The sequence below is a fragment of the Streptomyces sp. 7-21 genome, from assembly GCF_016741785.1.
Lineage (GTDB): Bacteria > Actinomycetota > Actinomycetes > Streptomycetales > Streptomycetaceae > Streptomyces.
Map to the genome: position 1 here is coordinate 52403 of NZ_JAERRL010000014.1, position 22632 is coordinate 75034.

A 22632-nucleotide genomic window follows, 5' to 3' on the forward strand; every position below is an offset into this window, starting at 1 on the left:
CCGCCCACCATAAGAGTCTTCGCCGCCGGTGTCCGGTGCGGGGTCAGACCGGATGTGGCGCCGGGGGCTCCGGCGGCGTGCGGCCGGAGGCCGCGCCGCCCGCGGCGGGCCCGCCCCGGGCACGGGCGCGCTCGGCGTCACGGCGCCGGACGTCCGCCAGCACCAGCCGCAGCTCCCGCCGGACGACGGGCGCCAGCAGATACAGGCCGGCGATGTTGACCACGGCCGCCAGGAAGAGGAAGGCGTCGGCCAGGTCCACGAGCGTGCCCAGCGACAGCAGCGCCCCGGCGACCGTGACCAGGCAGTACAGGCACTTGAACACCTGCTCGCTGACGTTCGAGCCGCCGAAGAGGTGGCACCAGGCCTTCAGCCCGTAGTAACCCCAGGTGATCAGCGTGGAGAAGGCGAACAGCAGCACGGCCACGGTCAGCACCGCCGGGAACCACGGCAGCGCGGTGGCGAAGGCGTCGGAGGTGATGGCGATGCCCGGGTCGCCGCCCGCCTCGGCGATCGCCCGGTCCGCCGCCGGATCCCCGCCCCCGGCCGCCGCCGCCCGCGCGGCGCCGTAGAGCGGGCCGCCCGCGATCACGATGGTCAGCGCCGTCATCGTGCAGATGACCACCGTGTCGGCGAACGGCTCCAGCAGCGCCACCAGTCCCTCGGTGGCCGGCCGCCTGGTCTTCACCGCGGCGTGGGCGATCGGGGCCGAGCCCACCCCCGCCTCGTTCGAGAACGCCGCCCGCCGGAAGCCCTGGACGAGCGCCCCCACCACCCCGCCGGCGACCCCCTCGGGGCTGAACGCCTCCCGGCCGATCGTCGCGAGCGCCCCCGGCACCTCGGCGGCGTGCAGCAGGATCACCGACAGGCAGGCGGCGACGTACAGCAGCGCCATCGCGGGCACGAGGCGGCTGGTCACCCGGCCGATGGACCGGATACCGCCGATGAGGACCAGGCCCGTCATCACGGCGGCGGCCGCGCCGAAGAGCAGCGAGCCGCCGGAGGAGGTGAACAGGCCCGTGTGGTCCCGCGTGACCGTGGCCAGCTGCTCCAGGGACTGGTTGACCTGGAAGAGATTGCCGCCGAAGAAGCAGAAGAACAGCAGGGTCACCGCCGACAGCAGCGACAGCGCGGCGCCCAGCCGGGGCAGGCCGCGCTCGGCCAGGCCCCGCCGCAGGTACAGCATGGGCCCGCCGCTGACGCGGCCGCTGGCGTCGATGACGCGGTACTTCACGCCGAGCGTGCACTCGGCGAACTTCGTGGCCATCCCCAGCAGGCCGCACAGGACCATCCAGAACGTCGCGCCCGGGCCGCCCAGGGACACGGCGATGGCCACGCCCGCGATGTTGCCCAGCCCCACCGTGCCCGAGACGGCGGAGGTGAGCGCCTGGAAGTGCGTGATCTCGCCCGGCGCGCCGGGCTGTTCGTACCGCCCGCCCAGCACCCGGCAGGCGGTGGCCAGCCGCCGGAACTGCACCAGCCCCAGCCAGACGGTGAAGAACAGCCCGGCAGCCACCAGCCAGGCCACGATCACGGGGAAGTCCCCGCCGAAGACGGGGACCTCGTAGAAGACGATGCCGCTCAGCAGGCGCGTGATGGGGTCGGCCAGGCCGTTGACGGCCCCGTCGATCTCGTCGGTCCAGGACCGCTCAGCTGCTGCCATGGCACGCCCCTCGGCCGGGGTGGCGGCGGGCACCCACCCGCGTCACACTCTGTGTGACGAGCAGATTACCAGCTGTATCAGTCCGGCATGAGGGTTTCGACGAGCGATTCCTGGAGCCCGCCCAGCCAGAAGTAGGCCATGACCATCGGCTTGACGGGATCGCCCTCCGGCAGCCGGAGCAGCCGCTCGGTGTCGGCCTCGTCCCGCACACCGAGCCGGGTGGCGATGGCGAGCCTGAGGTCGTTGAGCACGGTCAGCCAGCGCCGCGACTCGTCCGGCTTGAGAGTCAGCACCGCCGCGCCCGCGCCGCGCCCGGCGCCGAGCTCGTCCAGCGAGCGGACGACGAACAGCAGGTCCTCGCGCTTGCGGGCCCGCAGCTCTCCCTCCGTGTAGCGGCGGAACTCGGCCGACAGCCGCCGCGTCTCCTCGTCCTGCGGCGCGCCCGGTTCGCCGTAGGCGTCGGGGAACAGCCGGGCGAGCGCCGGGTCCCTGGGCGGCTCGCTGGGCCCCTCGGCGAACAGCGCGTCCAGCGGGTCGGCCGGCGCGCCGCCGTCGCCGTTCTGGCCGGGCCCGATCAGCTCCAGCAGCTGCACCGCGAGGCTGCGCAGGATGGAGATCTCCACCTCGTCCAGCGCGACCGCCGCGCCGCCCTCCGGCCCGCCCGTGGCCTCGAAGTATCCCGCCATCAGCGGTCCTGCTGGAGTGTCGCCCACAGACCGTAGCTGTGCATCGCCTGCACGTCGCGCTCCATCTCCTCGCGGCTGCCCTGCGAGACGACGGCACGGCCCTTGTGGTGCACGTCCAGCATGAGCTTCTTGGCCTTGTCCTTGGGGTACCCGAAGTACGCCTGGAAGACGTACGTCACGTAACTCATGAGATTCACCGGGTCGTTGTGCACGACCGTCACCCACGGGACCTCGGGCACCGGCACCTGTTCCGAGGTCGGCTCCGACTCGGTGCGCTCGATCTCCAGAGGGATGGCACTCACATGGTCCATGCTGCCACCACATGCGCCCGAGGCCCAATGCACCCGTTCGCCGCCCCCGCTCAAATATCGTCAGTCTGACGAAATCAGAGGTACCCTGGACGGCATGACGCACCAGGCGAGCCACGACGCGGTGTACGGCCTCCCCGTCGCCGTGCCGTCCACCGCGCTCTTCACCGACCACTACGAGCTCACCATGCTCCAGGCCGCGCTCCGCGACGGCACCGCCCACCGCCGGTCGGTCTTCGAGGTCTTCACCCGGCGCCTGCCGGAAGGCCGGCGCTACGGCGTCGTCGCGGGCACCGGGCGCGTGCTCGACGCGGTCGAGAACTTCCGCTTCGAGCCCGCGATCCTCGACTTCCTGCGCGAGCGGCGCGTGGTCGACGAACCCACCCTGCGCTGGCTGGCCGGCTACCGCTTCAGCGGAGACATCGTCGGCTACCCCGAGGGCGAGGTCTACTTCCCCGGCTCCCCCATCATGCGCGTCGAGGGCACCTTCGCCGAGTGCGTGCTGCTGGAGACCGTCATCCTGTCGATCCTCAACCACGACTCAGCGGTCGCCGCGGCGGCCTCCCGGATGGCCGTCGCCGCGGCGGGACGGCCCCTCATCGAGATGGGCGCGCGCCGCACCCACGAGCTGGCGGCCGTCGCCGCCTCGCGCGCGGCGTACGTCGGCGGTTTCGACTCCACCTCCGACCTGGCGGCCGGGTTCCGCTACGGCATCCCGACGGTGGGCACCAGCGCCCACGCGTTCACGCTGCTGCACGACACCGAGCGCGACGCGTTCACCGCCCAGGTCGATTCGCTGGGCACCGGCACCACGCTGCTGGTGGACACCTACGACATCGCCGAGGCCGTGCGCACCGCGGTCGAGGTCGCCGGGCCCGGCCTCGGAGCCGTCCGCATCGACTCCGGCGACCTGCTGGTCATGGCGCACCGGGTGCGGCAGCAGCTCGACGAGCTGGGCGCCCGGGACACCAAGATCGTGGTGACCAGCGACCTCGACGAGCACGCCATCGCCTCGCTGGCGGCGGCGCCCGTCGACGCGTACGGCGTCGGCACGCAGCTGGTCACCGGCAGCGGGCACCCGACGTGCTCCATGGTCTACAAGCTGGTCGCCCGCGCGGACGGCGCCGACGGCCCCATGGTGCCGGTGGCGAAGCGGTCGCTGGGCGGCAAGCTGTCCATCGGCGGCGTGAAGTGGGCCGCGCGGCGGCCGGACGCCGACGGCGTGGCCGAGGCCGAGGTCATCGGCAGCGGACCGGTGCCCGAGGAGCTGGCCGGCCACCAGCTGCTGGTGGACCTGATGCGCGGGGGCAAGGCCGTGGCGCGCGAACCGCTCGACGCGGCGCGCGAACGGCACGTGCGCGCCCGGGCGGGCCTGCCGCTGTCGGCGACCCAGCTGTCGCGCGGAGAACCGGTCCTGCCGACCGAGTACGTGTGACGGGCCTGTCTTCTGGTGCATAGGCTCAATAACGAACCAACTGTGAAGTGAAGGGGTACGCCATGCACCGCGCCCTGATCGCCGTGGACGTCCAGAACGACTTCTGTGAGGGGGGAAGCCTGGCGGTGGCGGGGGGCGCGGATGTCGCCGCCGCCATCACCGACCTCATCGGCTCCGCCACTCCCGGCTACCGTCACGTGGTCGCGACCCGGGACCACCACATAGCGCCGGGCGAGCACTTCTCCGACACGCCCGACTTCGTGCACTCGTGGCCGCCGCACTGCGTGAGCGGCACCGAGGGCGTCGGTTTCCACCCGAACTTCGCGCCCGCGGTGGCCTCGGGCGCCGTCGAGGCGTGCTTCGACAAGGGCGCCTATGCCGCCGCCTACAGCGGCTTCGAGGGCCGCGACGAGCAGGGCACCGCGCTGGCGGCCTGGCTGCGCGCGCGGGACGTCAGCGAGGTGGACATCGTGGGCATCGCCACCGACCACTGCGTGCGCGCGACCGCCCTGGACGCGGTGCGCGAGGGGTTCCGCACCCGCGTGCTGCTGGACCTGACGGCCGGCGTGAACGCGAAAACGGTGGACAGCGCGCTGCGGGAGATGGCCGCCGCCGGGGTCGAGCTGACCGGCAAGCCGGTCGTCGCCGCCTGACCACCCGGCGGGACGGTGCCGCCGCTGCGGGCCGGTACGACTACGCCGCGCGCGGCCGGGATGCCCGGAACAGGCCGGTCACCGGGTGCCAGCCCTCGGTGCTGTCGCACGGCGCCGGGCGCCAGACGATCCCGTCGGGGTGGTGCAGCACGGCCGAGACCTCGTCGGGCGTGGGCGGCGCGGTGTTCCCCCGCAGGTAGACCGAGCGCAGCCCCAGGTTGCGCAGCCTGGTCAGGGCGCGCGGCCGCGAGGCGGCGTGGACCAGCACCCGCACCGCGCGGCCGGGGGCGCCGGGGCGCGGCAGCGACAGCGCGACGACGACGCTGCCGTCGAGGAGCCGGACGAAGCCTCCTTCGGCCATGGCACACCTTTCCGCTGGGGCAGTGAGGGGGCACGGAGCGCCCCGCCAACGTGGACCCCGCTATCGTGACTCGCCCGGCGCCGTCCGTCGAGAGTCTCCTCGGCCACACCCGCCTGGCCTGCGGTTTCTCTGCGTGACCGGCCCGTCGCAGCACGCAGGGGAAAGGGGCGGGCACCGTCCGCTCCGGCCGGGGCGGCCGATGGCCGGCGGCCGGCGTGAATCCGTGCGCCCCCCGTGCACCGGCGGCCGCCACCCCCGGGGGCTTACCATCTTTCCGGCGCGGGCATCGAGGCCCGTAGAACCGTTCGAGGCACTCCTCCTACCCCTGCAATACCCCTGCAATACCCCTGCGAGCGCCTCCGGACGGTGCCAGCCCCCCTCCTCCCCCGAGGACCTTCCGAGGACGGAAAGCGACATGCAACCGACCCCCGCGCAGATCGCCTACGGTTCGGCCACCGTCATCCTCACCACCCTCCTTCTGCTGGTGATCGCCCCGACCGGCTCGGGCCTCGCCGTCGCGCTCATCGCGGCGCTGGCGCTGATGCTCGGCGTCGTCGTGGCGGTCGGCATCCAGGCGCGGCGCGGCCCGCGCGCGCCCGCCGCACCGGCGCCGCTGGTGACCGCAGCGCCGCCGGTGACCCGCGAGAAGGCCAGGGTCTGACCCGCGGCGCCCGGCGCGGAACGGCGTTCAGGCGGCCGAGACCACCACGGTCCTGGCCGCCTTGTCGTGCAGGCACTGCCGGTAGGGCCGGTCCCAGGTGCAGAACAGCACGTTGACCAGCCAGAACAGGAAACCGAAACACGGCAGGAGCTGCACCAGCGAGTAGGTGCCCGCGCGGAGCCACGCGGGAGACCCGGCGGGCACCGCTCCGTTGTCGAGCATGGCGACCCTGATCCGCATCAGCATCTTGCCGACCGTCTGGCCGCGCGCGCTCAGCATCGCGCCCTCGTAGACGAAGTACACCAGCAGCAGCACGGCCTGCCGGAGGTACGAGCCGCCGTCGCCGGAGCCGGCGTTGCCCATGCCGTTCACGTCGTAGTCCCCGGCCGCGAGCCACAGCAGCACCGACACGGGGATCCCGACGATCAGCAGGTCGATGATCCGGGCCAGCAGCCGCCGCCACAGGTCGGCCAGCGGCGGCATGCCCGCGAGCGGGTCGACCGCCCCCTGGGAGCCGCCGTACGGGTTGGAGCCGTACGGGTGGTCGTCCGGCGGCGGCGCGCTGGGAAGCCCGGAACCCTCGCCCGGGGCGTCGGAGGCGCCGGGGCGGGGTCCCCACTCCCGCTCGGGTCCTGACTGCGGCTGCTCATCGCTCATGCGGGCAGTCCACCCCGGCCCCGGGCAGTCCGCATCCGGCGCGGGGCGTTCGGAGGACGCCGCTGCGCCGCGCGGGCTACCGCCGCTTGGCGACGAAGGTGTTCACGGCCTTGTCATGCCAGCACTGCCGCCAGGGGCGGTCGCGCAGGCACCACAGCACGTTCACGACGCCGACCACCAGCACCGCCAGCACGCTGTACAGCAGCCAGCGGACGAGAGCGGCGCCGAAGCCCGGCTTGTCCTGCCGCTCGACGTGCAGCACCCGCAGCCCGCACACCGCCTTGCCCAGGCTCCGCCCCCAGATCGCGGTGGGCAGCGCCTCCAGCAGCAGCCCGGCGCCGAAGAAGACGCCGAGGACCATGGCGAGGTAGCCGCCGGTGGTGCCGTCGATCAGCCACACGTCACGGGTCACGCCCGCGATCTCGGCCGCGTCGATCTGTTCCTGGATGTGGTCGCGGGCCTTGCTCACCAGCGGCACCGCCACGGCCACGGCGCCGCCGACCGGCAGCAGCGAGTCCAGCAGCCGGGCGACCAGCCGGCGGCCCAGCCCGGCCGGGTAGGCCTGCCGCTCGATCTCGGAGAACGGCCGGCGCGGCGCGATCTGCGCCGTCAGCATGTCCGGCTGGACGAACGGCGAGTCGGCGGGGGCCGGCTGCGCGACGGCCGGCGTGGGCGCGGGCTCCGGCACAGGCGCGGTCGGCCGCTGGTGCAGCGGCGCGGGGTAGCCGTAGCCGCCCTGCGGCGCGGGGGCGGGCTGGACGGGGGCGCCCTGGGCCGGGCTGCTCGGCGGCAGCGCAGCGGGCTGCTGCTGCACCTGCGGCGGCACCGGCTGCGGCGCCGGGGCCTGCGGCGGCACCACCGGCTGGGCCGACTGGGCGGGCTGAGCAGGCTGGGCGGGCGGCAGGGCGGGAGACGCCGGTGCCGCGGGCGGCGCGGCCTCGCGCTCCGGGGCTCCCGGCTGCTGCTGGGCCAGCTCGCGGACCTGCTGGGTCCACGACGGCGGCGCCGCCGGGATGTCGGCGCGGCGCAGCCCGACGGTCTGGTCGCGTGTGTCCGGCGCCGGGCTCTCCGGTTCGGCCGGCGGTGCGGCCGGGGCCGGCTCCGGCTTCGGCGCGGGCCTGGCGGGCGGCGCGGAGCTCTCGGTGGGCGGACGGCGGAACTGTCCCCTGGGGTCCACCCGCCCCGCCGCCGCCACGGGCGAGGTGCTGACGTCCTCGTCCGAGCCCCAGGTCACGCGCTTGTCCCGGCCGGAGTGCCCGGTGCCCCGCGCGCCGGCGGGCCAGGCCGGCCCGGCAGGCTCGCCGCGGGCGGGCGTGACGTCGCCGCGCTGGCGCAGCGCCGGCACCGTGGGGCCGCCGTCGGCGGCGTCGTTCTCCGCGTGGTTTCCCGCGTCGTTCCCCGTGTCGTTTCCCGTCTGGTTTCCCGCGTCACGGGTGTCCTCGGCGTCCTGGGACGTCGCGGCGCTCTCAGTGGTGTCCGTGCGCGCGGCGTCCCCGGCCTCCGGCGCCGCGGTGCCGCTGCCGTCGGTGCTGTCGCCGGAGCTCTCGGCGGTGCCCTCCGACGAGGGTGCCGCCTCCTGCCGCGGCGAGGGCAGCGCCGGGGCCGCGGAGGCGGGCGCCTGCGGGGTCACGCCGGGAGGCGGCGCAGGCTTCGGCTCGCCGTCGCGGGGTTCGGGGCGGCTGCTGCCCGGCACCCACGCGGCGCCGTCCCAGTACCGGATGTACCCAGGGATGGACGGGTCCGGATACCAGTCGGGCCCCGGGACGCCGCTGCCGTTTCCTGCGGGTGGGGAGCTCATGGGCAGTCCGAATCTCCTCGTCCGTTCCTGGGGTCTCGCCGGGGTAAGCATGGTACGTCGGCGAGCGGCCGGCGCGTCCTCGCCCCGGGCTGAAGAGGACCTTAACGAACGCCGTGCGGCGGCGCTGACGCTGGCTTGGGAAAGTACGCGGAAGTCGCGTAAGACAGCGTCCTCTTCTCCCTCTCTCCTGGTGCGGCCACGCATCCGGCAGGCGAAGACACAGGAGAGGGCGCGACATCCATGCACACCATCATCGAGCGGGAGCTCGAACTCCAGCTGGTCCTGTCCCCCGAGCGCAGCATCCCGGTACCGGCGCGGCTTGTCTACCGCGCGGACGACCCGTTCGCCGTGCATGTCGTCTTCCATGTCGGCTCCAGCTCGCCCGTCCACTGGACGTTCGCGCGGGACCTGCTGGTTGACGGTGTGTTCCGCCCGACCGGGGAGGGCGACGTGCGGGTGTGGCCGGGGAAGGCGGACGGCCGGCACGTGGTGTGCCTGGCGCTGCGCTCGCCGGACGGCCAGGCCCTGCTGCGCGCGCCCGCCACGGCGGTGGCGGCGTGGCTGGAGCGCACGCTGCGGCTGGTGCCGCCCGGCTTCGAGGCCGAACAGCTCGACGTCGAGGAGGATCTGGGGGCGCTGCTGCGCGGCGAGTGGGGACGCTGAGGCGGCCCGGAGGGATCTTCATCACCTGCACGGGTCATCCGCGCGGACGCCATGACGGCATCACCCCCGCGGAGAAGTGAGTGAGGACGGCGAAGACACCGTCACGCCGTTGCCGGCCGGGCGGGAGCGTGAACCGGCTCAGGCGGGGCATCTTTAGAACACCACCCCCCACGAGCCGCCCCCGCGACCTGCACTCGCGGGGGCGGTGGCCGTTCCCGGCGCCGGCCGGACCAGGCGGGGCAGCGGAACGCCGCCGGCACGACGCCGGAATACCGCCGTACCGCCGTCAGCAGGAGGGGACGTCGCCGCCCGAGGCCAGGGCACGCAGCGCGTCCACGGCGCCGTCCAGCGTGGTCACCGGTATGAGCCGCAGCCCCTCGGGCAGGTTGGCCTGCGCGTCCGCGCACTCGTCGCGGGGCACCAGGAAGACCGTGGCGCCGTCGCGCCGGGCCGCCTGGACCTTCAGCGGCACCCCGCCGACGGAGCCGACCGTGCCGTCGGGGGCGATGGTGCCCGTGCCGGCGATGACGCGGCCGCCGGTGAGATCGCCGCCCTCACCGTCGCCCTGAAGGAGGTTCACGATGCCGAGGGAGAACAGCAGTCCCGCGCTGGGGCCGCCGACGCCCTCGAGATTCAGTTCGACGGAGACCTCCTCCGCCGTCATGCCGAGGTAGTCCAGCGCCGCAGTCACGGCGGTTTCCTGGGACTGGAGCATCTGCGCCGTGTTGTGCTCCCGGATCTCCTCGGTGGAGTCCCCCACCGGGTAGACCGAGTCGCGCGGCATCACGGCGCGGTCCGGGGAGAGGTAGCCGCTGACGACGTCGGACAGCCGCACGGTGGCGTCCGGCGAGGTGGCGGTGATCGTCGTCAGCAGCAGCGCACCGGAGGGGTCCGGTTCGCGCACCGGCGCGCCCGAGATCTCGATGACCGGCTCGCCGTCGCTCTCCCCCAGCACGTCAGCGGTCGAGCCGGGGTACGTGACGGAGAACGGCAGCGGCGCCAGTGCGGCGACGGCCAGCAGGGCGGCGACCAGGGCGGCGCAGACGGCGAGCAGAAGCCGGCGGCGGCGACCGCGCATCAGGCTGGGCTGGTCGTCGGACATGGCAGCGAATCTAACGCACGCCGCACAGCGGCCCGCTGGCGGCCCCGAGGGCCTGCTGCCCCGCCTGCTCCACGCCTTCGGGTGATTGTGGCGCCGGTTCCCCGGGGCCGGGCACCCGCCGGTCCAAGCTGCTGGTGGAGAGCGCGCCGCACCGGACGCGCCCCAGCGAACCCTCGAACGAAAGGACACCCCCATGCGCGTGCTGACGCGTGCCGTCCTCGCCGCCGCCTGCGCGGCGGGCCTCGCCCTCACGGCCGTCCCGTCCGCCCAGGCCGCCGCCCACGACAGCGGCTGCTCCGCGTCCGCCGACCGGCACCGCCTGCCGGACCGGGAGGCCAGCAGACACGGCGAGTCGCGCATCATCGGCCACGGCCACGCCAACCACGGCGGCTTCCGCTACCTGGAGCGCCAGGGCAGGGCCGGCGCCTGCCAGGACGGGCGGCGGGCCGTCGAGCACCAGGCCGTGACGCTTCCCGCCTACGGCGAGGCCGTCCACCTCGCGCCGCACGGCGCCTGACCCGCGCCGCGCGCCCCGGCCGCGTTCCCGCCAGCGCGGGAGCCGGGCGGGGCGCGCACCCGTATCTCAGCGCAGCAGCGCGGCGACCTCCTCGGCCGCCCGCACGACGCGCGGCCCGACGCGGCTGGGCGCCGCGCCGTTGAACATCACCACACCGACGCTGCCCTCGATACCGCAGTCCGGCGGCAGCGCGGCGGCGGTCCCGGTGACGCCCGCCCCTATCTCACCGTCGCCGACGACGAAGCCGCCCTCACGTTCCATGTCCGGGCAGCGCGCGGCGAGTATCGCCTGTCCCGCGGCGCCGTGCTCCAGCGGGTGCCGGATGCCCGGCCGGTAGGCGACGTGATAGTCCGTCCAGCTCGGCTCGGCCACGGCGATCGCCATGGCCTCGTTCCCGTCCGCCACCGTCAGGTGGGCCGTCGCCCCGACGTCGTCGGCCAGCTCCCGCAGCGCGGGCAGCGCGGCCTCGCGCACCAGCGGGTGGACCTGGCGCCCGAGGCCGAGGACCCCGACGCCGACGCGGGCCCGGCCGCCCGCGTCCCGGCGCACCAGTGCGTGCTGCTCCAGCGTGGCGAGGAGCCGGTAGACGACGGTGCGGTTGACGCCGAGCCGGCGGGACAGCTCGGTCACCGTCAGACCGCGGTCGGTTCCCGCCAGCAGCTTCAGGACGCGCAGTCCCCGGTCGAGTGTCTGAGAGGTTTCCGCGGTCACGGGCACCTCCTGATGTGTCCCGCAGGCATGCCCGAACGGGCACGCGTGAGCGAAAACTAACCAGCGCGCTCCGCTCACCGGAAGAGCTCGTCCAGAATCCGGGCGGTCTACGGGCGTTGGTATTCGATCCGTTATGAAAAGGGGTGAACCTCGCCGAGGGGCACGGGCGGACGGGCACGGCACCAGGGCACGGCACCGGGGCACGGCCCGGTCACTTCATCCGGGTCGCCCACTCGCGGATCTTCGCCACCCGCTGCCGCAGCTGCCCCGCCGTGGCCTGCGCGGTCGCCGGGCCGCCGCACACGCGGCGCAGCTCGGTGTGGATGACGCCGTGCGGCTTGCCCGACTGGTGCGCGTAGGCGCCGACCAGAGTGTGCAGCTCACGCCGCAGCTCCATCAGCTCCTTGTGTGTGACCACGGGGCGCCGCTCCGCCGGGATCTCCGGCAGGTCGGCCTCCTGGTCCGGCTTGGCGCGGCTGTGCGCCAGCTGCCGGGCCTGCCGCTTGCGCAGCAGCAGCGCCACCTGGTCGGGCTCCAGCAGCCCCGGAATGCCGAGGTAGTCCTGCTCCTCCTGGCTCCCCGGGTGGGCCTGCATGCCGAACTCGGCGCCGTCGTACATCACCCGGTCGAAGACGGCATCCGACTCCAGCGCCTCGAACGGGAGCTGGTCCTGCTCGCCGTCCGGCTCGTTCTTCTCCCGCTCGGCTTCCTTCAGCAGGTCCGCTTCCTCGCCGTACGGGTCCTCTTCCTTGCCGCGCCCCGGCTTGTCGAGGACGTGGTCGCGCTCCAGCTCCAGCTCGTGGGCGAAGCCCAGCAGGGCGGGGATCGTCGGCAGGAACACCGACGCCGTCTCGCCGCGCCGCCGCGAGCGCACGAACCGGCCCACGGCCTGCGCGAAGAACAGCGGCGTGGAGATCGTCGTGGCGTACACGCCCACGGCCAGGCGCGGCACGTCGACGCCCTCGGACACCATCCGCACGGCGACCAGCCACCGGTCGCGGGACTGCCGGAAGTCCTCGATGCGCTGGGAGGCGCCCGCGTCGTCGGAGAGGACGACGGTGGCCGGCTCGCCGGTGATCTCCCGGATGAGCCGGGCGTAGGCGCGCGCGGAGTCCTGGTCGCTGGCGATGACCAGCCCTCCCGCGTCCGGGATGCCGCGCCGCACCTCGGTCAGCCGCCGGTCGGCGGCGCGCAGCACGGCCGGGATCCACTCCCCCCGGGGATCGAGCGCGGTGCGCCAGGCCTGGGAGATGGCGTCCTTCGTCATCGGCTCGCCGAGCCGCGCGGCCATCTCGTCGCCGCTGCGGGTGCGCCAGCGCATGTTGCCGCTGTAGGACAGGAAGATGACGGGGCGCACGACGCCGTCGGCGAGTGCGTTGCCGTAGCCGTAGGTGTAGTCGGCCACGGAGCGGCGCACGCCGTCGGGGCCCTCGGCGTAGGTGACGAACGGGATGGGGTTGGTGTCCGAGCGGAACGGCGTGCCCGTCAGCGCGAGCCGCCGCGTGGCCGGCTCGAACGCCTCCAGGCAGGCCTCGCCCCAGGAGCGGGTGTCGCCGGCGTGGTGGATCTCGTCGAGGATGACAAGGGTCTTGCGCTGCTCGCAGCGGTTGCGGTGCAGCATCGGGCGCATGCCCACGCCCGCGTACGTCACGGCCACGCCGTGGTACTGCCGGCCGAGCGGGCCGGAGCTGTAATCGGGGTCGAGCCGGATGCCTATCCGCGCGCCCGCCTCGGCCCACTGGTGCTTGAGGTGCTCGGTGGGCGCGACGACCGTGACCTGCTGCACGACGTGGTGGTGCAGCAGCCACGACGCGAGGGTGAGGGCGAAGGTCGTCTTGCCCGCGCCTGGGGTGGCAACCGCCAGGAAGTCACGCGGGTGGCGCTCCAGGTAGGCGTCCATCGCGGCCTGCTGCCAGGCGCGCAGCTTGCTCGCGGTGCCCCAGGGCGCCCGGCCGGGGAAGGCCGGGGACAGGTGGGAGGCGGAGGGCGTGGCGGACGAACTGGTGGAGGTCACTGTCCTTGTGGGCACGTTGGTCTCGGCGGCGTTCGGACCCGGTCAGCGTACCGGCTCGGCCGCCCGCGCCGTCCGCAGGCGTCCGGCCACGACGACGGCCAGCACGGTCACGGCCGCGGCCGCCGCATAGACCACGGCGAACGCCTCGGCCCCCACCGTGGCACCGGACCCGGCGGCGCCCGGCTCGGCGGCCGCCGCCTGCGGGTCGCCGCCCAGCGCGGCGAAGGCGGTGCCGACGGCCGTGAGCATCACCACGTTCGCCAGGCTGTCACAGACCTGGAGCGAGGCGACGTTCTCGCCGGCCTCCGTCGGCGGCGACAGGCGCAGCACCAGCACGGCACAGGAGGAGATGACCAGCCCCATGCCGAGCGCCCCCACCGACATCACCAGCGCGGGCGTCCACACCGGCACCGACTCGGCCAGCACCGCGGGCACCAGCGCCACGGCCAGGGCGATGAGGACCGTGCCGAGGCGCACGAGCGCGAGCCGCCGCGCCTCGAAGCGCGGCCGGGACTGGAGCTGCGACCCGAGCGCCCAGGTGGCGCCGCTGACGACGAGTGCGAGCCCCGCCTCCGTCGGCGTCAGGCCCCGCCGGGTGACGAGCAGCAGCGGCAGGAACGTCTGGCTGACCATGTACCCGGCGGAGACCAGCCCGCGCAGCGCGATCGCCGACGGCATGCCGCGCGCCGCCCGGAACGTCCCGGCGGGCAGCAGCCGCAGCGCGGCGGGCACCAGCAGGACCAGCCCCGCCGCAGCGGGCAGCAGCGACAGCCACCGCAGGTCCTGGCCGCCGTACTGGAGCAGACCGGCGCCCAGCGCCACGGCGGCGGCCAGCCGCAGCCGCCGCCAGTCGAACGGCTCACCGTCCGCGTCCGGCCCGCGCGAGGGCACGGCGCGGCGCAGCGCGGGCAGCATCACCAGCAGCGGCAGCACGACGAGGACGGTGATGCCGAGGAACACGTAGCGCCAGCTGAGATGCTCGGTCACGGTCCCGGAGATGACGGGCCCGGTCATCGAGGGCACCACCCAGGCCGCGGAGAACGCCGCGAGCGCGGCCGGACGCAGCCGCTCCGGGTAGGCGTGGCGCACCGTCACGTACAGGGCGACGATGACCAGTCCGCCGGCGGCGCCCTGGACCGCCCGCCCCGCGACGAACACCCACATCGACTGGGCGGTCCCGGACAGCAGCAGCCCGCCGGAGAACGCGATGACGCCGGTCACCACCGGCCCGGTCGGGCCGGTCCGGTCGCACCACTGCCCCGACACCGCCATGCCCAGCAGGCTGGTGGTGAAGAACGCCGAGAACGCGAAGGCGTACAGCGACACCCCGTCCAGCGCCTCGGCGGCCGCGGGCATGGCCGTGCCGACAGCCATGGCCTCGAACGCGATCAGCAGCACCGTGCTGACGCAGCCGAGGGTGAGCGCCCGGTAGGGGCGGGACAGCACGCCGCCGCCGTCCTCGCGCGGGCTTCCGGGCTGGCCGGGGGCGTTCTGCCAGGCTGGTGCGTCGGCGCTGGTATCGGTCATGGAGGCAACGGTAAGCACCGGGCCGCGGCGTGCCTACCCGCGGAAGACCGGCCGGGCCTCCTCCCCGCGACCGAGGCCTTCCGGCCCGGGCCGGCCCGCAGCCGGTCAGCTCGTGCTGACCGCGAGCTGCGGCCGCACCGGCAGCCGGTTGACCTCGCGGCCGGTGGCGGCGCGCACAGCCGCGGCCACCGCGGCCGGGGTGACGACCACCGGCACCGCGCTCACGCCCGACTTGGCGCCGAACGGCGCGACCACGTCCCGCTCCTCCAGCAGTGACACGACCCGCACCTCGGGCGCGTCCAGAGCCGTCGGCAGCGCGTAGTCGGTCAGGTCGGGGCGCCGCACCACGCCGCGTGTCACCCGCAGGTGCTCGGTCAGCGCGGCGCCGACGCCCTGGGTGACGCCGGCTTCGATCTGGGCCCGCAGCTGCCGGGGGTTGAGCACGCGGCCGACGTCCTGGGCGACCGCGACCTCGACGACGCGGATGGAGCCGAGTTCGACGTCCACGTCGACGACGGCCCGTACCGCGCCGAAGGCGAGGCCGACGAACGCGTCGCCCTGGCCCGCCTCGTTCAGCCGCTCGGTCGGGTGCGGGCGGCACTGTGCCGTCGCCCACAGCTCCTTGCCCTCCAGCGCCTCCGCGACGGTGGTGCTGAGCACCCCGTCGTAGGAGGTGATCTTCCCGTCGGCGATCGTCAGCAGCTCGGGCGACATCCCGAACTTACTGGCCAGCGGCTGGAGCAGCTGCGTGCGGACCATTTTCGCGGCCCGCTCCACGGCACCGCCGGACACCCAGGTGTGGCGGCCGCGGCAGCCGGGACCGGCGGGCGGCTGGTCGGTGTCCACGGGCGCGACGTGGACCTCTTCCACGCCCAGGACGTCCTGCACGATCTGCCGGGCGAGCGTGGCGAAGCCCTGGCCGGTGTCGACGGCGGCGCACAGCACGGTCGCGACCGTGCCCTCCACCTTGACCGTCGCCGTCGAGACCTCGTCCGCGCCCTCGGCGCCGAGCATGTGGACCATGCCCAGGGCGTAGCCCACGCCGCGGCGCACCGCGCGCGGGTCGGCGGCGCCGTTCTGGCCGCCCGGCAGCAGCCACTCCTCGACCGGGCTGTCCTTCGGCAGCGGCGGCAGCGGCGCGTCCCGCACCGCCTCAAGCAGCTCCTTGACGGGTGCGGGACAGGTCACGGCCTGGCCGGTGGGCAGCGGGTCGCCCGTCGCCATGACGTTCCTGGCGCGCAGCTCCACGGGGTCCATGCCGAGTTCGGCGGCGAGCTTGTCCATCTGTCCCTCGTAGGCCGCGCACACCTGCATCGCGCCCTCGCCGCGCAGGTAGCCGGAGGGCGGGTTGTTGGTGCGCACCACCCAGCCGTCGACCACGGCGTTCGGCACCACATAGGGGCCGGCGGCGAACGCGACGGCGGCGGCCAGGGCGTCGGCCGAGTCGTCGGCGTAGGCCCCCGCGTCCATCAGCAGCTGCGCCTCGACCTTGACGAGCGTGCCGTCCCGGTTGGCGTGGTGCCAGTAGCGCAGCAGCGTCGGGTGACGGTGCGCGTGCCCGAGGAACGACTCCTCGCGGGAGGCGGTCAGCTTGACCGGGCTGGCGGTGCGGATGGCCAGCAGCGACAGGGCGAGCTGGAAGCCGAGGTCCTCGCGGTCGCCGAGCGCCCCGGGCACGCCCGTGACGTAGATCTTGACCTGTTCGGGCGTCAGGCCCAGGGCGGCCGCGATGCGGTCGCGGTCGGTGTGCGGGTCCGTTGTGGAGGTGTACAGCTCGACGCCGCCGTCGGGCCGCGGCACGGCCAGCCCGGCTTCGGCGCCCACCGGCGCCGGGTCCTGGCGGCCGATGCGGTACAGGCCCTCGACGATGACCTCGCCGGTGGCGGTGGGGTCACCGTGGCGCAGCGGGATGTGCCGGATGAGGTTGCCGTCGGGGTGCAGCGGCTCGGCCTCGAACGACTTCTCCGGGTCGCTGACCGGCTCGAGCACCTCGTACTCGACGGCGATCGCGGCGGCGGCCAGGCGTGCGGTCTCCGGGTGGTCGGCGGCGACGGCGGCGACCGGCTCGCCGTGGTAGCGGACCACGCCAGCGGCGAGCGGGGGCCGGTCGGCCACGCCGCGCCCGAGCCCGGCCTCGCCCGCCACGTCCTCGTGCGTGACGACGGCGCGCACGCCGGGCATGGCCGTGGCGGCGGTGGTGTCAATGCCCTTGATCCGTGCGTGCGGGTGCGGTGAGCGGAGCACGGCGGCCCACAGCAGGCCCTCGGCCCACAGGTCCGCCGTGTACGGATAGGTGCCGCGCACCTTGGCCTCGGCGTCGGCCGGCAGCTCGGGGGCGCCGAGGCCGTGCCGCGGCGGGCGGCCGTCCGGTGCGGTGAACGCCCCGTTCGCGCCGACGGGGGTGACGGAGACGGCGGCGCCTGGGCCCTTCGGGGTCCCGGTTCCGGCCTGGCCGGTCATGACATGCCTCCTGCGGGCGGTCCTGCCTGGTGCGGGATGCGGCCGGCGGTGTCACCACCCGGCGCGGGCCCGGTGCCGGGCTCGCCGCTTGCTGCCGCCTGGTCGCCGGCCGCTGCCTCCTCGGCGGCGCGCGCCGCCTTCGCCCGCTCCTCGACCACGGCGCGCACCGCCTGGAGCACTCCCTGGTAACCAGAGCAACGGCACAGGTTGCCGCTGAGTGCCTGCCGCATCTCCAGTTCGGTCGGCGAGTGGTTGCCTTCCAGCAGATCGTGGACGGTCATGGCCATGCCGGGCAGGCAGAAGCCGCACTGCACGGGGATGCCGGCCAGCGCGCGCTGGACGTCGGAGAGCGTGCCGTCCTCCTGGGTGAGCCCTTCCACCGTCCGGATCTCGCTGCCCGCCGCCGTCGCCGCGGGCACCAGGCAGGCGGCGACGAGGCGGCCGTCGACCTGGACCGAGCAGGTGCCGCACTCGCCCTGGGAACAGCCGTCCTTGGCGCCGGCCAGGCCCAGCCGCTCCCGCAGCACGTACAGCAGTGACTCGCCGATCCAGGCGCCCGAGACGGGGCGGTCGGTGCCGTTGACGCGCAGCACGTATGACAGCTCGGGGTGGTCGCTGCTGCTGGCCGCGGTCGGCTCGGGCTCGCCGAGCGGCTCGCCCTGCTGGCCGTCCTCGTGCTCCCCGGCCGGTGCCTCCGGTTCCGGTGGCGGGGCCGGCCAGGGGGCGGGGTGGTCCTGGCCGCCGCGGGCGAGCGCCGCCGCGGCCTGGCCCATGGCGGCGGCCCCTCCGGCGGTCTGGGAGGCGGCGGCCTGGGAGTCCGCGCTCTGGGAGGCGGCGCCGCCGTGGGCGAAGGGCATCGTCCACTGGCCGGTGGCGCCGGGGTCCGTGGTGGCCGGGGCGGTCACCGGGGGCGTCCCGGAGGCTGTCCCGGAAGCAGCCGTGAGAGGGGGCCCCTCTCCCAGGGCAGGCGGCTGGTAGCCCGAGCCCGGCGCGGCCAGCGGATCGTTCTCGTCGCCGGCGGCGCCCGGCACGGCGCCCGAGCCCTGCGGCAGCTCTAGGTAGGCCGTCGCCTCCGACTCGTTCTCCCCGCCCCAGCCGCGCGTCGGGGCCGGTGCGGCCGGGTCCTGCGGCTGCCGATCGTCGCTCATCCGAGTGCCCTTCCCAGTCCGCGGCGGGCGAGTACCGCCACGGTGCGCCTCAGGTGCAGAACGGCCGGGGCGAGCGAAGCTGGTTCGCCGCCGCCGGCCGGGGGGGTGGGATCGGGGATGCACGCCATGCCGACGTACTCCCCGAACGCGGCCAGCGCCTCCGGCGGCAGGCCCCGCTCGCCGTCCCAGTCGACGAGCGAGGCGGCCCAGCGCTCGGCCTCCAGCGGCCGCAGCGGCATGGGGGCCACGCCGCCGACGGCGCAGCGGACCTCGCGGCGCACCGGGTCCAGGACGACGGCCACGGACGCCTGTGCCCGGCCCGGGCCGGTGCGGGAGGTGGTCTTCAGGAACGTCTGGGGTGCGTGGAGCAGCGGCACCCGGACGTGGGCGAGCAGCTCGCCCGGCTTCAGCCGGTCACGGCCGGTGAGCAGGTGGCTGATGGGGATCTGCCTGCCCTTGCCGCCAGGGCTGGCCACCAGCAGCACGGCCTCCAGCGCGGCCAGCACGGGGAGTGTGTCTCCCCAGGGGGCGGCGGTGATGATGTTGCCGCCGAGCGTCCCGGCGTTGCGGACCTGCGGCGGGCCCGCGGAGCGGGAGGCCGCGGCAAGTGCCGGGATGAGGGCCGCGAAGTCGGGGCGGCTCATGCGCGCGTGTGTCAGGCACGCGCCGAGCAGCGCGTGGCCGTCCTGGTAGGACCAGCCGCGCAGCTCGGCCAGGCGGCCGAGGCCCACGAGGGCGGCGGGGCGCAGCAGCCCCGCGTTGACCGCGGCCATCAGGTCGGTCCCCCCGGCGACGGGCACGGCCGCCGGCACCGCTGCCAGGGCCGCCACGGCATCGTCGAGAGTGGCCGGGAGTGCGACCAGCCGCCCGTTGGGCGGCGCGGCCTGCGGTGCGTGCGTGCTCAATCCCTGCCCCTTTCCGGTCGACCCGGCTGCCCAGGCGTACGGTACCCGTTCCGCCGGGGCGGGGCGTGCCCGCGGTCGCGCACCGCGGCCATGGGCACGCTACTTCTTGCCGCCGTCCTTGCCGCCGCCGAAGGAGCCCATCGACTCGTAGATCTCCTTGCAGGTGGGGCAGACGGGGTACTTCTTCGGGTCCCTTCCGGGCACCCAGACCTTTCCGCAGAGCGCGACGACGGGCGTGCCGTCGAGCGCGCTCGCCATGATCTTGTCCTTCTGGACATAGTGGGCGAAGCGCTCGTGGTCGCCGTCGCCGTGCGTGGTCTGCGGCGCGGGCTCGACCAGCGTGCCGGTGCCCGTTCCGCGCTCAGGCTCTGGAGTACTCATGAGCACCAAGCCTAATTGAGCGACGGGTCGTCCGGATACGTGGCGAGGAGGGCGAGGGTGCCCCGCTGGCGCCGCAGCACCGAGCGCCACAGCCGCTCCGGCTGGGGCGCGGAGACGTCACCCGGCTCGGACTCCACGACGTACCAGGCTCCCTCGTCAAGCTCCCGTTCGAGCTGTTTGGGCCCCCATCCGGCGTACCCGGCGAAGATCCGCAGCGAGCCGACCTCGGCGGCGAGGACCTCCGGTGGTGCCTCCAGGTCCACCAGCCCGATCGAGCCGTGCACCCGGCGCCAGCCGAGCGGCCCGCCACGGGGCACGACGGCGAGCGCCAGGGCCGCGTCGAGCGCGACGGGGCCGCCCTGGAAGACGACGCCCGGCTCACCCGCGAGGGCCGCCCAGGGCTCCAGGACCTCGGAGACGCCGACCGGTGTGGGCCGGTTGAGCACCACGCCCAGCGCGCCCTCCCGGTCGTGGTCGAGGAGCAGCACCACGGAGCGGTCAAAGTTCGGATCGGACAGGGCGGGCGTGGCCACCAGCAGCCGCCCGGTGAGCGAGGACGCCTCGGTCATGGGGCCATGATTCCGCATCCGCCCGCCCGCTGGGGAGGTGCGTCCCGGGGTCTGTCAGCACGGGGAAACACATCGGCAAGAACCGGGTGGCCGAAACACAGCACCCGGCCGCCGCCGGCCGTCCCGCCCGAACGCTCCCACACGAACGCTCCCACACGAACGTTCCCACACAAACGTTCCCACACGAAAGGGTGGCCCTCCTGGGCGAGAGGGCCACCCGGCGACGGCCGGCGCGCGCGGTGGCGCGCCGGGCGTTCACTTGCCTTTGGCGGCGTCCTTCAGCTTGGAGCCGGCCGACACCTTCACGCTGTACCCGGCCGGGATCTGGATGGGCTCACCGGTCTGCGGGTTGCGGGCGGTGCGGGCGGCGCGGTGGGTGCGCTCGAAGGTGAGGAAGCCCGGAATGGTGACCTTCTCGTCCCCCTTGGCAACGACCTCCCCGACGGTCTCGGCCAGGGCCGTCAGCACCGCGTCGGCGTCCTTCCGGGTCACCTCGGCGCGCTCGGACAGAGCGGCCACCAGCTCACTGCGGTTCATATTTCGTACTCCCGTGTTCATCTTGCCAATGAGGCGTGAGATCGAAGCCGATGCTGCCAGGGCCCACTGACAGTCCCCGGACTGGGGCCGTGCAACCGCGCCCCTCGCGCCCGGGTACGCATCCTGCCCCCACCCACGGCGGGAAGGCCAATCCGACTCGCCGCCCGACCTGCGGTGCCGGGGCGGCGCGCGGGCCAGGTCAGTCGCCGCGCGCGGCCTTGCTGACGGCGCCCGCGACCGCGCCGGGCACCCGCTCGTTGAACACGCTGGGCACGATGTAGTTGGCGTTCAGCTCCTCCTCGCTGACGACGTCGGCGAGCGCCCGGGCCGCCGCCAGCATCATGCTCTCCGTGACCGTGTGCGACTGCGCATCGAGCAGGCCGCGGAAGACCCCGGGGAAGACCAGCACGTTGTTGATCTGGTTCGGGAAATCCGACCGGCCTGTGGCGACGACGGCGGCGGTCTGGCGGGCCACGGCCGGGTCGATCTCCGGGTCCGGGTTCGCCAGCGCGAAGATGATGGCGTCATCGGCCATCGACGCCACGTCCTGGGCGGTCAGCACGTCGGGAGCGGAGACGCCGATGAACACGTCCGCGCCGGCGACGGCGTCCTTGAGCGTGCCGGTGAGGCCCTCCGGGTTGGTGTTGTCGGCGATCCACCGCAGCGAGGAGCCGGCGCTGGCGCCGGCCACGTCCTGGCGGCCGGCGTGGATGACGCCGTGAATGTCCGCGACGACGGCGTGGCGCACGCCCGCGGCGGTCAGCAGCTTGAGGATGGCGGTCCCGGCCGCGCCCGCGCCCGACATCACCACGCGCACGCTGCCGAGGTCCTTGCCGACGACGCGGAGCGCGTTGTGGAGGGCGGCCAGGACGACGATGGCGGTGCCGTGCTGGTCGTCGTGGAAGACGGGGATGTCCAGGGCCTCGCGCAGCCGCGCCTCGATCTCGAAGCACCGGGGGGCGGAGATGTCCTCCAGGTTGATGCCGGCGAAGCCCGGGGCGATGGCCTTGACGATCTCGACGATGGCGTCGGTGTCCTGGGTGTCCAGGCACAGCGGCCAGGCGTCGATGCCCGCGAAGCGCTTGAACAGTGCCGCTTTGCCCTCCATGACGGGCAGGGCGGCGTGCGGGCCGATGTTGCCCAGGCCCAGCACCGCGGAACCGTCGGTGACGACCGCGACGCTGTTGCGTTTGACGGTCAGCCGCCTGGCGTCCTCGGGGTGGGCCGCGATCTGCGTGCACACCCGGGCGACGCCGGGCGTGTAGATCATCGAGAGCTCGTCACGATTGCGAATCGGGTGCTTGGAGTTCATCTCGATCTTGCCGCCGAGATGCATCAGGAAGGTCCGGTCGGAGACCTTGCCGAGCGTGACGCCCTCGATACCGCGCAGCTTCTGCACGATCTCGTCGGCGTGCGCGGTGGAGCTCGCGGCGATGGTGACGTCGATGCGCAGCTTCTCGTGGCCGGACGCCGTGACGTCCAGGCCCGTGACCGAGCCGCCGGAGGATTCCACGACCGTGGTGAGCTGGCTGACCGCCGTACCACTGGCGGGGACCTCCAGCCGGACGGTCATCGAGTAGGAGACGCTGGGCGCCGTTGCCATGCCGACTTCCTTCAGGGTGCTTCGTGAGGGTGATTTTCTTCAGGACCTCCCGGCACACCGGGAGTGTCGCGTTGCACGAATGAGCGGATGCCCGCGCGGATGCGGGGCGCCGCGTGAGGTGCATCGTCGCACCACGGGGGGCGGCGCGGCCAGCCAGGGCCGGAGCTTGCGACGCAGCTGACACGAACCGGCACGGAGAACCGGCACGGAAACAGCCCTTCCGCGGGCAGGCGGAAGGGCTGATCGCGCATATGTGCTTGTGGTCAAGGGCACCGA

Annotated in this window: 22 protein-coding genes; 5 read left to right on the top strand and 17 right to left on the bottom strand. The window is 74.3% G+C overall.

Going from position 1 to position 22632, the window contains the following annotated elements:
* Window positions 1-43: 43 nt before the first annotated feature.
* The 3 genes from JK356_RS17665 to clpS all read right to left on the bottom strand — a co-directional run bounded on the left by JK356_RS17665 (window position 44) and on the right by clpS (window position 2657).
* The gene (locus tag JK356_RS17665; protein WP_201869302.1) at window positions 44-1660 is read right to left on the bottom strand and encodes a sodium:alanine symporter family protein; all 1617 of its coding nucleotides are present in this window, start codon (window positions 1658-1660) and stop codon (window positions 44-46) included.
* Between the two features lie 77 nt (window positions 1661-1737).
* Window positions 1738-2346, bottom strand: a complete 609-nt coding sequence (locus JK356_RS17670) for a DUF2017 domain-containing protein (RefSeq protein WP_201869304.1) — start codon at window positions 2344-2346, stop codon at window positions 1738-1740.
* The gene (clpS, locus tag JK356_RS17675) at window positions 2346-2657 is read right to left on the bottom strand and encodes an ATP-dependent Clp protease adapter ClpS (RefSeq protein ID WP_201869306.1); all 312 of its coding nucleotides are present in this window, start codon (window positions 2655-2657) and stop codon (window positions 2346-2348) included. Before clpS ends, JK356_RS17670 begins: the two co-directional genes overlap by 1 nt.
* Before the next feature lie 94 nt (window positions 2658-2751).
* Between clpS and JK356_RS17680 the strand changes: the two genes are divergently transcribed.
* Both JK356_RS17680 and JK356_RS17685 read left to right on the top strand, forming a co-directional pair.
* On the top strand, window positions 2752-4089 hold the full coding sequence (locus tag JK356_RS17680; protein WP_201869312.1) for a nicotinate phosphoribosyltransferase: 1338 nt from the start codon (window positions 2752-2754) through the stop codon (window positions 4087-4089).
* Between the two features lie 62 nt (window positions 4090-4151).
* Window positions 4152-4742 (top strand): isochorismatase family protein, encoded by a 591-nt coding sequence (locus JK356_RS17685; protein WP_201869315.1) that lies wholly within the window; start codon window positions 4152-4154, stop codon window positions 4740-4742.
* Between the two features lie 40 nt (window positions 4743-4782).
* Here the strand turns inward: JK356_RS17685 and JK356_RS17690 are convergent, their stop codons facing one another.
* Entirely contained in the window at window positions 4783-5103 is a 321-nt protein-coding gene (locus JK356_RS17690; protein WP_201869316.1) for a hypothetical protein, read from the bottom strand.
* A gap of 415 nt (window positions 5104-5518) precedes the next feature.
* Between JK356_RS17690 and JK356_RS17695 the strand changes: the two genes are divergently transcribed.
* The gene (locus tag JK356_RS17695) at window positions 5519-5764 is read left to right on the top strand and encodes a hypothetical protein (RefSeq protein WP_201869317.1); all 246 of its coding nucleotides are present in this window, start codon (window positions 5519-5521) and stop codon (window positions 5762-5764) included.
* 27 nt (window positions 5765-5791) lie between these two features.
* On the opposite strand, the gene JK356_RS17700 is transcribed toward JK356_RS17695, so the two are convergent.
* Window positions 5792-6421: an RDD family protein gene (locus JK356_RS17700; protein ID WP_201869318.1), complete on the bottom strand. Its 630-nt coding sequence runs from the start codon at window positions 6419-6421 to the stop codon at window positions 5792-5794.
* A 76-nt stretch (window positions 6422-6497) separates the two neighbouring features.
* Entirely contained in the window at window positions 6498-8219 is a 1722-nt protein-coding gene (locus tag JK356_RS17705) for an RDD family protein (RefSeq protein WP_201869321.1), read from the bottom strand.
* Window positions 8220-8459: 240 nt separating this feature from the next.
* Between JK356_RS17705 and JK356_RS17710 the strand changes: the two genes are divergently transcribed.
* Window positions 8460-8882 carry an SsgA family sporulation/cell division regulator gene (locus JK356_RS17710; RefSeq protein WP_201869322.1) on the top strand — a complete coding sequence of 141 codons (423 nt, stop codon included), beginning with the start codon at window positions 8460-8462 and terminating at the stop codon, window positions 8880-8882.
* A 286-nt stretch (window positions 8883-9168) separates the two neighbouring features.
* Here the strand turns inward: JK356_RS17710 and JK356_RS17715 are convergent, their stop codons facing one another.
* Window positions 9169-9984 (bottom strand): S16 family serine protease, encoded by an 816-nt coding sequence (locus JK356_RS17715; protein ID WP_236671503.1) that lies wholly within the window; start codon window positions 9982-9984, stop codon window positions 9169-9171.
* Window positions 9985-10177: 193 nt separating this feature from the next.
* Here JK356_RS17715 and JK356_RS17720 point away from each other — a divergent pair, with 193 nt between their 5' ends.
* Window positions 10178-10501, top strand: a complete 324-nt coding sequence (locus JK356_RS17720) for a hypothetical protein (protein ID WP_201869323.1) — start codon at window positions 10178-10180, stop codon at window positions 10499-10501.
* A gap of 66 nt (window positions 10502-10567) precedes the next feature.
* Here JK356_RS17720 and JK356_RS17725 read toward each other — a convergent pair whose 3' ends face one another.
* The 10 genes from JK356_RS17725 to JK356_RS17770 all read right to left on the bottom strand — a co-directional run bounded on the left by JK356_RS17725 (window position 10568) and on the right by JK356_RS17770 (window position 22356).
* Entirely contained in the window at window positions 10568-11212 is a 645-nt protein-coding gene (locus JK356_RS17725; protein ID WP_201869324.1) for an IclR family transcriptional regulator, read from the bottom strand.
* A 211-nt stretch (window positions 11213-11423) separates the two neighbouring features.
* Window positions 11424-13226 (bottom strand): DEAD/DEAH box helicase, encoded by a 1803-nt coding sequence (locus tag JK356_RS17730; protein WP_201869326.1) that lies wholly within the window; start codon window positions 13224-13226, stop codon window positions 11424-11426.
* A 42-nt stretch (window positions 13227-13268) separates the two neighbouring features.
* Entirely contained in the window at window positions 13269-14753 is a 1485-nt protein-coding gene (locus JK356_RS17735; RefSeq protein WP_201869327.1) for an MFS transporter, read from the bottom strand.
* 105 nt (window positions 14754-14858) lie between these two features.
* A complete protein-coding gene (locus JK356_RS17740) occupies window positions 14859-17213 on the bottom strand; it encodes a xanthine dehydrogenase family protein molybdopterin-binding subunit (protein ID WP_201869328.1) in 2355 nt (784 codons plus the stop codon).
* Entirely contained in the window at window positions 17210-18361 is a 1152-nt protein-coding gene (locus tag JK356_RS22415) for a 2Fe-2S iron-sulfur cluster-binding protein (protein WP_307815693.1), read from the bottom strand. The genes JK356_RS17740 and JK356_RS22415 overlap by 4 nt, the downstream gene beginning before the upstream one ends.
* Window positions 18358-19266, bottom strand: coding sequence for a xanthine dehydrogenase family protein subunit M (locus JK356_RS17750; protein ID WP_201869331.1), 909 nt, complete (start codon window positions 19264-19266; stop codon window positions 18358-18360). The genes JK356_RS22415 and JK356_RS17750 overlap by 4 nt, the downstream gene beginning before the upstream one ends.
* Before the next feature lie 99 nt (window positions 19267-19365).
* Complete coding sequence (locus tag JK356_RS17755) at window positions 19366-19647, bottom strand: DUF3039 domain-containing protein (RefSeq protein ID WP_201869332.1); 282 nt, start codon at window positions 19645-19647, stop codon at window positions 19366-19368.
* Window positions 19648-19658: 11 nt separating this feature from the next.
* Window positions 19659-20216 carry a YqgE/AlgH family protein gene (locus JK356_RS17760; RefSeq protein ID WP_201869334.1) on the bottom strand — a complete coding sequence of 186 codons (558 nt, stop codon included), beginning with the start codon at window positions 20214-20216 and terminating at the stop codon, window positions 19659-19661.
* Window positions 20217-20471: 255 nt separating this feature from the next.
* Entirely contained in the window at window positions 20472-20753 is a 282-nt protein-coding gene (locus JK356_RS17765; protein ID WP_201869335.1) for an HU family DNA-binding protein, read from the bottom strand.
* Between the two features lie 199 nt (window positions 20754-20952).
* On the bottom strand, window positions 20953-22356 hold the full coding sequence (locus JK356_RS17770) for an NAD-dependent malic enzyme (protein WP_201869336.1): 1404 nt from the start codon (window positions 22354-22356) through the stop codon (window positions 20953-20955).
* Window positions 22357-22632 lie beyond the last annotated feature (276 nt).

Excerpts from the sequence above, each read along its gene's own strand:
- JK356_RS17665 (WP_201869302.1), bottom strand. The coding sequence starts at position 1,660 with ATGGCAGCAGCTGAGCGGTCCTGGACCGACGAGATCGACGGGGCCGTC.
- JK356_RS17670 (WP_201869304.1), bottom strand. The coding sequence starts at position 2,346 with ATGGCGGGATACTTCGAGGCCACGGGCGGGCCGGAGGGCGGCGCGGCG.
- clpS (WP_201869306.1), bottom strand. The coding sequence starts at position 2,657 with ATGGACCATGTGAGTGCCATCCCTCTGGAGATCGAGCGCACCGAGTCG.
- JK356_RS17680 (WP_201869312.1), top strand. The coding sequence starts at position 2,752 with ATGACGCACCAGGCGAGCCACGACGCGGTGTACGGCCTCCCCGTCGCC.
- JK356_RS17685 (WP_201869315.1), top strand. The coding sequence starts at position 4,152 with ATGCACCGCGCCCTGATCGCCGTGGACGTCCAGAACGACTTCTGTGAG.
- JK356_RS17690 (WP_201869316.1), bottom strand. The coding sequence starts at position 5,103 with ATGGCCGAAGGAGGCTTCGTCCGGCTCCTCGACGGCAGCGTCGTCGTC.
- JK356_RS17695 (WP_201869317.1), top strand. The coding sequence starts at position 5,519 with ATGCAACCGACCCCCGCGCAGATCGCCTACGGTTCGGCCACCGTCATC.
- JK356_RS17700 (WP_201869318.1), bottom strand. The coding sequence starts at position 6,421 with ATGAGCGATGAGCAGCCGCAGTCAGGACCCGAGCGGGAGTGGGGACCC.
- JK356_RS17705 (WP_201869321.1), bottom strand. The coding sequence starts at position 8,219 with ATGAGCTCCCCACCCGCAGGAAACGGCAGCGGCGTCCCGGGGCCCGAC.
- JK356_RS17710 (WP_201869322.1), top strand. The coding sequence starts at position 8,460 with ATGCACACCATCATCGAGCGGGAGCTCGAACTCCAGCTGGTCCTGTCC.
- JK356_RS17715 (WP_236671503.1), bottom strand. The coding sequence starts at position 9,984 with ATGTCCGACGACCAGCCCAGCCTGATGCGCGGTCGCCGCCGCCGGCTT.
- JK356_RS17720 (WP_201869323.1), top strand. The coding sequence starts at position 10,178 with ATGCGCGTGCTGACGCGTGCCGTCCTCGCCGCCGCCTGCGCGGCGGGC.
- JK356_RS17735 (WP_201869327.1), bottom strand. The coding sequence starts at position 14,753 with ATGACCGATACCAGCGCCGACGCACCAGCCTGGCAGAACGCCCCCGGC.
- JK356_RS17740 (WP_201869328.1), bottom strand. The coding sequence starts at position 17,213 with ATGACCGGCCAGGCCGGAACCGGGACCCCGAAGGGCCCAGGCGCCGCC.
- JK356_RS22415 (WP_307815693.1), bottom strand. The coding sequence starts at position 18,361 with ATGAGCGACGATCGGCAGCCGCAGGACCCGGCCGCACCGGCCCCGACG.
- JK356_RS17755 (WP_201869332.1), bottom strand. The coding sequence starts at position 19,647 with ATGAGTACTCCAGAGCCTGAGCGCGGAACGGGCACCGGCACGCTGGTC.
- JK356_RS17760 (WP_201869334.1), bottom strand. The coding sequence starts at position 20,216 with ATGACCGAGGCGTCCTCGCTCACCGGGCGGCTGCTGGTGGCCACGCCC.
- JK356_RS17765 (WP_201869335.1), bottom strand. The coding sequence starts at position 20,753 with ATGAACCGCAGTGAGCTGGTGGCCGCTCTGTCCGAGCGCGCCGAGGTG.
- JK356_RS17770 (WP_201869336.1), bottom strand. The coding sequence starts at position 22,356 with ATGGCAACGGCGCCCAGCGTCTCCTACTCGATGACCGTCCGGCTGGAG.